Genomic DNA, 227 nt, shown 5'->3' on the forward strand with positions numbered 1-227 from the left:
GGTGTTCTGGTGGGGTCGAGTTGTGGGGGTGGGATCCATTCGACCCGGCCCGCTTGGTTGAGGCGGGTGATCCAGTTGTGGGTGGTGGCCATCCGGTTGTTGGACCCGCAGGCCAACCCGAGCAAGTCGATGTCGGTGCGACCCCCCTCGGCATAATCGTGTTCCAAATGGTGGGCCTGGCAGTGATAGGCCGCCACGGTGCAGCCCGGGCCCGTACAGCCCCGATC

At 65.6% G+C, this 227-nt stretch carries 1 pseudogene; it reads right to left on the reverse strand.

Going from position 1 to position 227, the window contains the following annotated elements:
* Nucleotides 1–227: pseudogene (locus AC5Y3P_RS22380) on the reverse strand (HNH endonuclease); the annotation flags it as partial.

The organism is Mycobacterium sp. NGS45 (genome assembly GCF_059812645.1).